We start from the raw sequence: 12,772 nt of genomic DNA, 5'->3' as shown, positions 1-12,772 counted from the left end.
TTTTATTGGTTATCAATAATGATCTCAACACGTCTATTTTTGAATCGACCTTCTTCTGTATTGTTATCTGCAATAGGAAGTAATTCACCATGACCTTTAACTGTCATATCCGTTTCTTTTATTGAAGTATGTTCAGCAATAATCTTAGCAACGGCTAATGCTCTACGTTCAGAAAGTGGTTGGTTTTTAACTTGTTTACCTTTCCAATCTGTATGACCTTCAACGGTTAATTTTGGATTTTTGTATTGTTTTAACTTTTCAGAAACCGCTAATACTTGCGTTAGGTATTCTGCTGAAATAACATCTGATCCATTATCAAACTGAATGTTTAAAGTGATTTTATTTAATACAACACAACCAGTTTCATCTACAATGGCGCCTTCAAGCGTTGCAGGACACATATCCAGCTTGTTACTCACGCCATCCATATCAGAGTCAGCTTCAAGAATAGGTACAAGAGCTACAGGCGCTGCTTTAGCCGGCATAATTGATGTCTCTTTCTTTGCAGCTGTTTTAGTTCCGCCAAAATAATAACCTAAGCTTAAATTCAATGTTTGAGCATCAAGATCATAAGCCGTAATATCTAATCGACTGAACCAGCGATCTGCAAATCGCCATTGAACGCCAGCACCTATTGTTATTTGTGAGCCATGAGTTTGTTCAACATATTCACTAGTTGATGTTTCCAAATAAGCTAAGCCGCCCTTAAGATAAACATTCCATGTTGAATGCTCATCATAAAACCAATACCCCGCATTTAAAGCCATAACACTATAATCCACAATAAGCTTACCCGTGATCGCAGGGTTTAAGTTATAAAGCTGAGCTGAGCCCATATCTTCATAACTGAACTCGCCAAACCAATGGTCAGTAAAACCATAACCCAAGAGTAATTTCAGGGAATGATCATTGTTATCCTCTACCTGCCATGTAGTTTTTCGTTCTTCAGGGTCAACATGTGACAAACCTACGCCAGCACCTACATACCAACATCCAACCTGTGTTGTTGCGTTTTCAAGGGTACAAGTATCTTTTGCTTGCGCACTTGTTGAGGTTAACGCTAATGCTGCTAGTAGCAGTGTTCCTGCTTTTTTTCTGTTACGTAATATAGATATCATTATTAGTCCTAATATAGCTAATAAATTCATTGACCCAGCTCCTTTAACGCCTGTTTCTACTTTACCGTTGTCTTGCAATGCATCGTTTATACCATCATTGTTAAAGTCACCATTTTCAATATCATCAGGAATACCATCATTATCTGAATCTATATCTATGCTGTCAGGGATGCCATCTCCGTCAGTATCAACTAAACCTTCATCAGCATCTGAAATACCGTCGCCATCGCTGTCTAAATCTAGGTAATCAAGTTGACCGTCATTATCAGCATCGTTGTTAAATAAAACTCTATCGTCAATACCATCAAGATCAATATCGATACCCTTTGTAAAGTCGACATCAAAAGCATCATCTATACCATCACCATCACTATCATTGTTCGTGGCGATAGCATTCATTTGCTCTTTATTATCGCTAATACCATCGTTATCTGAATCGGTATCTATGGCATCATATATACCGTCAAGGTCTGTATCAGTAAGAGCAAAGATTAACTCTCTAAAAGCCTTGTCTTCCCAAGCATCGTCAACACCATTTAAATTAGCGTCAATACCTGAACGAGCAACGTTGTTATTTTCAAATGCATCGGAAATACCATCGTTATCACTATCGCGATCTAAATAATTCAGAATGCCGTCATTGTCACTATCAAGGAAACCTTCAACAGTGTCTAAAATCCCGTCATTATCGTCATCTAAATCAAGTAAGTTAGATATGCCGTCGTTATCGTAATCACTACCAACAGCTGAGCCATGAATACCTGCCAAGAAATCAATCGAATCATCAATACCATCTCGATCAAGATCAAAGGTAATATCTATGCTGCCGTCATTATCAAGATCTAACGACTGTTGAGAATTACGTGATATATCAAATACACCATCGCCGAAGCTTGTTACGTCTCTGTAGTTAGCGAATCCATCGCCATCTGAGTCATCAGGTAATGTATTAAGTTGGCTACCTACATCTGCAATACCGTCAATATTTTCATCAAGTACTGGCGCTTCTTGCGTATCGAACCAACCATCGTTATCACTATCAAGATCATGCATATCGAAAACTGAATCACCATCGGTATCTATCAGTAATATGTTATCAACAATGCCATCTTTATTAAGATCTATTCCTGAGTTGTAATCAATATCAAAACCATCGTAAATACCATCACCATCAGTATCTTCGCTGGTAACATTAGCCTCAACTGTGTCACTTATTCCGTCATTATCACTATCAATATCAATGAAATCTGCAAGGCCATCTTGGTCATGATCATAAGCACGTAAACGTGTATCGTTTATACCATCGCCGTCAGCATCTATACCTGGTACAAAATCGATGTCAAAACGGTCATCAATCCCGTCTTGGTCTTCATCTATACCTAAGGTATAATCAACATCATAACTATCATTTATGTTATCTGAATCAAGATCCATAAACCCTAAAGTAGCTTCTAGAGCATCTGGTACAAAGTCACCATCTGAATCTACATCTACATAGTTAGCGATACCATCATTGTCGGTATCAAGCAATTGAATCGTATCAACAATTCCATCATTGTTGGCATCAACGCTTGTGCTATTTTGATCAATGTCGAAAGTATCGTCTATGCCATCATTATCACTGTCTAATCCTGATATATTGGCTTCAAAACCATCCACTAAACCGTCATTATCGCTATCAATATCTAAGTGATTAGGAATTCCGTCGTTATCTATATCTCCAGTGCCTTCAATAATATCTGGAATACCGTCAAAATCTTCATCAGCACCTTTGTCAAAGTAATCTGATACACCATCGTTATCAGAATCTAAAACACCTTCTTCAATATCTGGAATACCATCGTTGTCAGAGTCGGTATCTTGATAATCTAAAATGCCATCGTTGTCGCTATCTAAAGCTCCTTCGTCTTTATCAGAAATACCATCGTTATCTGAATCAGTATCTTTGTAGTTTGGAATACCATCGTTATCACTATCTAAAGTACTTTCGTCTGCATCTGGAATACCATCGTTATCAGAGTCAGTATCTTGGTAATCTAAAATACCATCTTGATCGCTATCTAAAGCACCTTCGTCAGCGTCTGAAATTCCATCATTATCTGAGTCAGTATCTTTGTAGTTAGGAATACCATCTTGGTCACTATCTAAAGCACTTTCGTCAGCATCTGGAATACCATCGTTGTCTGAATCAGTATCTTTGTAATCTAAAATTCCATCGTTATCACTATCTAAAGTCCCTTCATCAGCATCAGGAATTCCATCATTGTCTGAATCAGTATCTTGATAATCTAAAATGCCATCGTTATCACTATCTAAAACACCTTCGTCAGTATCTGGAATGCCATCATTATCTGAGTCAGACTCTTTGTAGTTAGGAATACCATCTTCATCGCTATCTAAAGTTCCTTCATCAGCATCTAAAATCCCATCATTATCTGAGTCAGTATCTCGGAAATCTAAAATGCCATCTTGATCACTATCTAAATTACCTTCGTCAGCATCAGGAATACCATCGTTATCTGAATCTGTGTCTAAGAAATCTAATATGCCGTCTTGATCACTATCTAAATCACCTTCATCAACATCTGAAATACCATCATTATCTGAGTCATTATCTTTGTAATCCAAAATACCATCGTTATCAGTATCTGAAATACCTTCGTCAGCATCTGGAATACCGTCATTATCTGAGTCAGTATCGCGGTAATCAGAAATACCATCTTGGTCGGTATCTAAAGCACCTTCGTCAACATCTGGAATACCATCATTGTCTGAGTCAGTATCTTTATAGTTTGGAATACCATCATTATCAGTATCTAAAGCACTTTCCTCAGCATCAGGAATACCATCATTGTCTGAATCGGTATCTTTGTAATCTAAAATACCATCTTGGTCACTGTCTAGAACACCTTCATCGACATCAGGAATACCATCATTATCTGAATCAGTATCTTTGTAATCTAAAATGCCATCTTGGTCAGTATCTAAAACACCTTCTTCAGCATCTGGAATACCGTCATTATCTGAGTCAGTATCTTTGTAATCTAAAATACCATCGTTATCAGTGTCTAAAGCACCCTCGTCAGCATCTGGAATACCATCATTGTCTGAATCAGTATCTTTGTAATCCAAAATACCATCGTTATCAGTATCTAAAACACCTTCGTCAGCATCTGAAATGCCATCGTTGTCTGAGTCTGTGTCTTGATAATCTAAAATGCCATCTTGGTCGCTATCTAGTGCTCCTTCTTCAGCATCTGAAATACCATCGTTGTCTGAGTCTGTGTCTTGATAATCTAAGATACCATCTTGGTCACTATCTAAAGTTCCCTCGTCAGTATCTGAAATACCATCATTATCTGAATCAGATTCTTGATAATTTGGAATACCATCTTGATCGCTATCTAAGCTCCCTTCGTCAGCATCTGAAATACCATCATTGTCTGAATCACTATCAAGGTAGTTAGGTGTATTATCTAAATCTGTATCGATAGCGCCTTCGTCTGCATCTGAAATACCATCGTTATCTGAATCGCTATCAAGGTAGTTAGGAGTACTATCTTCATCTGTATCGATAACACCTTCGTCTGCATCTGAAATACCATCGCCATCGGAGTCGCTATCAAGGTAGTTAGGAGTACTATCTTCATCTGTATCGATAACACCTTCATCAGCATCTGAAATTCCGTCGTTATCTGAATCGGTATCAATATAGTTAGGTGTACTATCTTCATCTGTATCAATAACACCTTCGTCAGCATCTGAAATACCATCGTTATCAGAATCGCTATCTAGGTAGTTAGGTGTATTATCTAAATCTGTATCTATAGCACCTTCAGTTTCATCTGGAATACCATCATTATCTGAATCTGTATCAAGGTAATTAGGCACTTCATCTTCATCGGTATCTACAACACCTTCGTCAGCATCTGAAATACCATCGCCATCTGAGTCAGTATCTAAGAAGTTAGGTTTTTCATCTTCGTCTGTATCTAAAATACCTTCTTCAGCATCTGAAATTCCATCACCATCTGAATCAGCATCAAGGTAATTAGGCACTTCATCTTCATCGGTATCAATTGCACCTTCACTCGCATCTGGAATACCATCGTTGTCTGAGTCGGTATCAAGATAATTAGGTGTATTGTCTTCATCTGTATCTACAACACCTTCTACTTCATCTGGAATACCATCGTTATCTGAATCGGTATCGATGTAATTAGCTCTTCCATCTTCGTCGCTGTCGATATTGCCTTCATCTTGATCGCTAATGCCATCATCGTCTGAATCTGGGTCAATGTAGTTGGCAAGGTTATCTTCATCAGTATCTATAGCGCCTTCTGTTTCATCTAAAATGCCATCGTTATCTGAATCGGTATCAAGGTAATTAGGTGTATTGTCTTCGTCAGTGTCTATAGCTCCCTCTGTAACGTCAGGAATACCATCACCATCTGAATCTGTATCTAGGTAATTAGCTATGCCGTCATCATCAGTATCAATAACACCTTCGTCTTCATCGGAAATACCATCGCCATCCGAATCAGTATCACGGTAGTCTGGAATGTTGTCTTCATCAGCATCTAAAGCGCCTTCGTCTTCATCAGAAATACCATCGCCATCTGAGTCTGTATCAAGGTAATTGGCAATATTATCGCTATCAGGATCACCAACACCTTCGTCAGCATCTGAAATGCCATCGCCGTCTGAATCACTATCAAGGTAGTTAGCGGTATTGTCGTTATCGGTATCGACAGTGCCTTCTATTTCATCTGAAATACCATCGTTATCTGAATCTGGGTCTATGTAGTTAGCAAGTTCATCGTTATCAGTATCTATAACACCTTCGTCTTCATCAGAAATACCATCGCCATCTGAGTCAGTATCACGAAAGTTTGGAATACCATCATTATCGCTATCTAAAGTTGTACCTTCAACTGCATCTGAAATGCCATCATTATCATCATCAGGATCGTTTATATCAGGTATGCCATCGCCATCTAAATCTTCTAAAATGATAATTGAAATGGTGCTAATAGTTGAAACGCCACCGTCATTATCAGTAACGGTATAAGTGAAGCTGTCGTCACCAAAGAAACCCGCATTAGGTGTATAGGTAAGATCAGGAGCTATACCTGTTAGTGTTCCATTTGCAGGAGTGCCAATCGCATAACTAACAACGGTGCCATCACTGTCTGTAGCAACCAAGCTAAAATCGACTGATTCATCTTCTGTCACTTCAATTGTTTGTGCTTCAGCTATAGGTTTTGCATTCGGAATTACAGTTAAGCTAATAGGATCGAGTGTTGCACTATTAAGTCCATCACTCACCGTGATGAGTATATTGTCTGAGGTACCTGCATCAGCATCTGTCGGTGTACCGCTTAGCTCACCTGTTACAGGGTTTATTGTTAGCCAGCTAGGGTTATTACTGACACTATAATCTAATGTTGCGGATTCAGGATCAGATGCCGTTGGCGTAAATGAATAGCTATCACCAGCTCTAAGGCTAGAGACTGGGCTAGTGCCTGAAATTGTAGGAGGTTCATTAACATCTTTAACATTGATGTTATAAGTAAGAACTTCTGAACCTCCGTCTGATCCCGTTACGGTAACAAGAACTTGGTAGGTATTACTTCCCGCACTTGAGCTAGGTACTTCAAAATCAGGAGAATTTTTAAAGGATAATGTGCCAGATATTGGATTTATATCAAAATCGCCAGCATCTACACCCGCTAACGCATAACTCGGCGTACCACTAACGCCGCTTGAGTCGACAATAGTAACACCAATTTTGTTCTCAAAAACACTGACATTACTTGTTGAACCTGAAGTGAAGTTAGTCGCTGCTGCGTCAGGACCAAAGCTATTAGTACCATCGGATGCCGTTAAATTATATGAAGGCGCAAGACCATTATTATCATGAACAAATTGAACTAAACCATTATCAATATCAGCTTGAGTAAAGCTTGTTATTTCTGTACCCGCATTAGCTATATACTCAAACTGACCATTTAATATATTGGTTACATTGATAGTAAGCTCTGAAGCATCATTGTCAGCATCAACAAATTTAATGTTATCGCTAGAAATAGTGAGTGTATCGCCATTCTCTAAACTTAAATTATTGTTTACAACAACAGGTGCACCATCTGTTGGTTTATTCGGGTGATCTTCAACATCGATAAACATTGAATAACTACGATTTAAACCATCACCATCTTGAATAAATAAAGATAAGTTTCTTTGTTCAGTTGAACGTAAAACAAAGGTATCTGTGTAAGTTAAACTACGCACTAAGGCTTGAATCGCTTCAAGTGTTACATCACCAAAATCAAGTCTTAATGCTTGACCTGCACCATCTTCAAATGGGTCGATATCAGCAATTTTTACGCCTTCGTAAAATACTTCGTAATCAGTACGGCGTATTTGTCCTGGACCATCACCTTCAGATTCAATATCAAGTACTTCATATTGACCGTCTGAAAAAGTAACATTGAAACGAATATAACCATTATTAAGATGGTCGACTACGTTACCTGAATTATCTAAATCCGTAACAACTGAGTCAGTACCATCATCAACAAGTTCAGCAAAAGTTGATGCATAAACGGTTCTATCACCTTCTATATTAGCGATCTTAGGGGCGTTAGGATCAGGAACTATAAAGTTTAAAGTTAAATAGCTTGTTGCTTCAGTACTATCATTATCACGAACTTCAAAAGTGATTGGGTAAGTACCAGGATCTAAATCGACAGTATCGCCAATATTACCCGGTGCAAAAGTAAAGTTACCTTCAGCCCCTTCAGTTAAGGCTCCTTTTAAGTTACCAAGGCTAGATGTATCAACAGCATCGCCAGTAATAGAAAATTCAAAACTATCGCCTTTCTCTACAATAATGGTGCGACTTTCAGGTATATTATCGCCAGTTGTAAAAGTAACGCCTTTTTGATTTTTTAAACTTAAAATAAGATCCACATGACTTTTAGACTTAACATCACCATTACTATCTAAATCTTCTGCAATAAAACCAGCACTATATAAACCAGTGTCAGCTACAGTGCCAGCTGGTAATGCGTTATAATCCCATGTAACCACCCCTGTACTTGCATTTATACTGATGCCAACAGGATTTGTATAACTCTCACCTTCGCCACCTAATTCATCTTCATTCGCTAAGCGATAACGAACTTTATCGCCATTCGAATCAATAGCGCTTACAGGGAAAGAAAAAGAATCAGCTCTATCGCCATTTTGATCAAGTAACGGCGCCTCATATAAAATAGGTAAATCAATTTTTGGTGGTAAGTTACCATCTTGCATCAAGATAGTGGTTTGAATTTTCCACGTTCCCTCACTGTTATTTTTCAACTCCTTAATTCTATTACCACTGCCATAATAAACAAGATAACTCGTTTCAGGATCAAGGTTATTAGCTGTAAAAGTTGTTTCATCAAAACGGTAAGCTTCAGTACTTCCCTCTTCACCGAATGTTATTGGGTCTGAATATACGGGACTAGAAAGTGTAGGAAAGCCATTAGGAGTCGTTAAATTACTAGGTCGACAACCATTACTGTTACTTAAGCCAAGACCACACGCTGTCTTAACCGTAATTTCCACATCATCTATCAAACCATCGTTATCAAGTTCAACGGCTCTCCATGAAATAGAGCCACCACGGAAGTGGGCTAATGTAAAAGTATATTCACTTTGAAATGCAGGCGAAAACATAACAGAAGCATCTACTCGACCAATGGTGTGCTCTAAATTCCAGTTACCACCTAAAGAAGCATGACCTGTCGCATCCGTTGAAGCCGCTACATCGGTACCTGTTTGTGCTGCAATGATTAAAAGTAAGTCTTGTCCGCTAGCGGTTGCGGCTAAATCACAACCATAAAATAAAATGTCTGCGCCATCGAGTAAGCTGTTATTAATATTCGTTAACTGTTTTTCATATGTATGAATGTTATTAGCGTTTATTGATTTACCAGAAAGATTTAAAACACCTGGTTCCGCATGAGAAAATATATGCACCGTATCAACAGGCTTAATGGCTAGTTTATGCGCAATTTGCTTAAAAGGGTCACCTGAATTATCTAATAAAAGATAATCAGTATTCTCAGGCAAATCGTTAATGATTTTTTGGAAGTCAGGCACTCCGCGATCAATAACTAATAATTTAGTTTCTGCGGACGCAAAAGATGATTGAGCTGCCAACAATAGCCCAAACATGAATAGATAAAATACTTTAGCTATATTTGACATTAAACTTCGAGATACCATTTAGCATTCCTTGATTCTTCATACATCAGATCTGATTCGTAACTAACAAATCAGAAAATTTATCTTTATTATAAAATTTATGGGTTAATTTAAAGGTAGAACAATTTTATGGGGCTCGCTAATCAGGCGCAGCTGATAAACGATATTTAAGACTTATATTGATGTTTTCATTTGTCTTTTGGACAGGGAAAAAATTAAAACAATAAGTACCTGGTTTTTTTGTAGTGATTTCCCCATTTTCTTCTTCTATTGAGTCAGATTTAGAGAAGTAATCGGTTTGATATTCATTTTTTTCATTATTTGGATGAACATGAAAATCATACATCATCGAAGATTCAGCTTTAAAACTATATTCCAGCTTATACTCCTCTAAAATATCGACACAATGCTCTGTCGCCCAGTTATCATAAGCTTTCGCGATAAGTGTTAAATTTTGCCATTCATTAGTAACCGCTTTGTCACCGCCGTGAGCAGAAGCAAATAAGGAAATAAAAACTAAAGATAAAAAAGAAAACTTTAAAGGTCTAAAATTGATCAGTAAATTGAAGAGGCAAACTTTATTTAGACAAAGTTTATGTAGTAAATGTTCTTTCACGGGACTTCCTTATGCTTTGAATATGTATTTGGGAAAAGCTATTCAAAGTCAGTGTTAAAATATGATTCTCAATTTAAGCGTAGACACAAAACCTGAAATATTCATATTTGAGGGAAAGATTTTAAAATAAAATATTTTCTCTTTTAAGCTAGTAGATATATTTCATAATTCAAAAATTCGTCTTCAAAAAAGTAGAATAAAAACCATGCTTATTAGGATTTTACAATAAATTAACGTTTCAATTACATTTCTGATTATTTTTTCATCAAATACAGAAAGGAAAGTTTATGGCTTCACGTTTAAAGCATTAATTGAAACGCAAACATGTATTTTCTTCTTTATAAATTGCCATTATATTTGCCATACTTTCTATACGAATCGAAATTTAAACCCATAGGGCGAGTAATTACGCGAAAGCCTGAAAATAATCATTAGTGTACTAAGCTTTAATAATTCTTCTCTTTGTCACCTCTCTACTTTCACAATCCTCTAGTAGCCCTTTATTTAGCATTCACCAAGCAAGAAACTACATTTTTAAAGGCTTGAGGTTATTTACAGTAAACGTGCCTCGTTTGATAATTTTGTTAAAAACCGTTAGAATAGAAATTAATTGAACGTTCAATTAAAAAAAAGAAATAGAACATATGCCTAAAGTAGGAATGAAACCAGTACGTAAACAGCAGCTTATTGATGCCACGTTAGAATCGATAGGTGAATACGGTTTACAAAGTACAACGATTATTACCATCAGCCGTATTGCTGGCTTATCGTCAGGCATTATTAGTCATTATTTTGGTGGTAAGCAGGGTTTGATAGAAGCCACTATTATGTATCTTTTAGACAAACTGAGATTATCTTTGCTTGAGCGTATTTCAGTTAAAAACCTTACAGCAGATGAACGTTTAAAAATAATTATAGAAGCCAACTTTACGCAGTTTCAGCAATCAACTGCGGCAATAAAAACCTGGCTTAGCTTTTGGGCAGAGTCGATGCACGACCCTAAGCTGAAAAGATTGCAGAACATTAATAGTAGGCGTTTACACAGCAATTTACTTTTTTCATTTCGTCAGTTACTCACTGAAGAGAAAGCACAAAAAGCCGCAAAACAAACGGCAGCCATGATTGATGGCTTTTGGCTACGATGTGCTTTAAGCGCACAACCTGATGAAGAATTTAAGCAAGCTGAACAATTATGTAAAAACTTTATAGACGACCAACTTAACCATTAAATTAGCGAAAGCGGAGAGAAACTTGTCAATAATACGTTATAAAAATTATGTCGATGGTACTTATATTGAAAATGCCAATGGTGAAACATTTGACGTGATCAACCCAGCAACGGGTAAAGTGATCTATCAAGTAGAAATTGCTGATGAACAAGTAAAAGAACAAGCGATAGCAAGCGCTAAACGTGGTTTTGCCACTTGGTCAGCAATGAGTGCGATGGAACGTAGTCGTATTTTACTTAAAGCCGTTAATTTATTACGCGAACGTAACGACGAGCTAGCAGAAGTTGAAGTGCTTGATACAGGTAAACCTTGGCAAGAAGCTTCAGTGGTTGATGTATTGTCTGGCGCTGACTCGATTGAGTTTTTTGCTGGATTAGCTCCAGGTGTTGAAGGTAATCAACAATCTGTAGATGGTGATTTTTATTATACACGTCGCGAACCTTTAGGTATTTGTGCGGGTATTGGCGCTTGGAATTACCCATTACAAATCGCATGTTGGAAAGCAGCTCCTGCATTAGCTTGTGGTAATGTAATGATTTTCAAACCTTCTGAAGAAACACCACTTGGCGCATTAAAACTTGCTGAAATATTTACTGAAGCAGGTGTTCCTAACGGCGTATTTAACGTTGTTCAAGGTGCAGGCGAAGTTGGCGCATGGTTAACTCATCACCCTGAAATAGCAAAAGTTTCTTTTACTGGTGAAGTAGGTACTGGCAAAAAAGTAATGGCGGCGGCGGCAAGTACCCTTAAAGATGTAACGATGGAACTTGGCGGCAAATCACCTTTAATTATTTTTGATGATGCAGATATCGACAATGCAGTTTCTGCCGCTATGTTAGGTAACTTTTATACCCAAGGTGAAATCTGTACAAACGGTACGCGAGTATTTGTGCAAAAGTCGATTTACCCAGTATTTATTGAAAAGTTATTAGAACGTACAAGCAAAAATATCGTGATTGGCGATCCTATGGATCCTAATACTAACTTTGGCGCGCTTATCTCTGAAAAGCATCAAAAACTCGTACAAAGCTACATTGATATTGGTATTAAAGAAGGCGCTACATTACTACATGGCGGTAAAGCGCTTAAGCCAGCTAATGCTCCTGATGGTTACTTTACAGCACCAACAATTTTTGGTGATTGTACTGACGATATGACCATTTGCCGTGAAGAAATTTTCGGTCCTGTTATGAGTGTACTAACCTTTGATAATGAAGATGAAGTGATCAGCCGAGCTAACGACACAGAATTTGGTTTAGCCGCAGGTGTATTCACCCAAGATATTACGCGTGCTCATCGTGTTGTTCATCAAATGGAAGCAGGTATTTGTTGGATCAACAACTACGGCGCTTCACCAGCTCAAATGCCTGTTGGCGGTTATAAGCAGTCAGGTATTGGTCGTGAAAACGGCTTAGCAACACTGAATTACTTTACTCAAATTAAAGCGGTATATGTAGGATTACAGAAACTTGATAGTCCATTTTAGCCATTAGCCTGACTTCAGGTTAATTAGCGAAAGTTCGGTCATTACAAGGTTTCAACTTCTTTAA

General features: G+C 37.6%; 4 protein-coding genes. 2 read left to right on the top strand and 2 right to left on the bottom strand.

Annotation, left to right across the window (positions count from 1 at the left end; translation table 11 throughout):
• Positions 1 to 2: 2 nt before the first annotated feature.
• Complete coding sequence (locus tag ACPUVN_RS19350) at positions 3 to 9,398, bottom strand: DUF4347 domain-containing protein (RefSeq protein WP_426369682.1); 9,396 nt, start codon at positions 9,396 to 9,398, stop codon at positions 3 to 5.
• A 118-nt stretch (positions 9,399 to 9,516) separates the two neighbouring features.
• A complete protein-coding gene (locus ACPUVN_RS19345) occupies positions 9,517 to 9,993 on the bottom strand; it encodes a hypothetical protein (protein ID WP_426358660.1) in 477 nt (158 codons plus the stop codon).
• A 644-nt stretch (positions 9,994 to 10,637) separates the two neighbouring features.
• Here ACPUVN_RS19345 and betI point away from each other — a divergent pair.
• Entirely contained in the window at positions 10,638 to 11,222 is a 585-nt protein-coding gene (gene betI, locus ACPUVN_RS19340; RefSeq protein WP_426358661.1) for a transcriptional regulator BetI, read from the top strand.
• A 22-nt stretch (positions 11,223 to 11,244) separates the two neighbouring features.
• Positions 11,245 to 12,708, top strand: coding sequence for a betaine-aldehyde dehydrogenase (gene betB, locus ACPUVN_RS19335; RefSeq protein ID WP_426369681.1), 1,464 nt, complete (start codon positions 11,245 to 11,247; stop codon positions 12,706 to 12,708).
• Positions 12,709 to 12,772 lie beyond the last annotated feature (64 nt).

The sequence above is a fragment of the Pseudocolwellia antarctica genome (genome assembly GCF_049933045.1).
GTDB lineage: Bacteria > Pseudomonadota > Gammaproteobacteria > Enterobacterales > Alteromonadaceae > Pseudocolwellia.
This window is presented reverse-complemented; position numbering and strand designations above follow the sequence as displayed.

Coding starts and splice junctions, on each gene's coding strand:
- ACPUVN_RS19350 (WP_426369682.1), bottom strand. CDS start 9,398: ATGGTATCTCGAAGTTTAATGTCAAATATAGCTAAAGTATTTTATCTA.
- betI (WP_426358661.1), top strand. CDS start 10,638: ATGCCTAAAGTAGGAATGAAACCAGTACGTAAACAGCAGCTTATTGAT.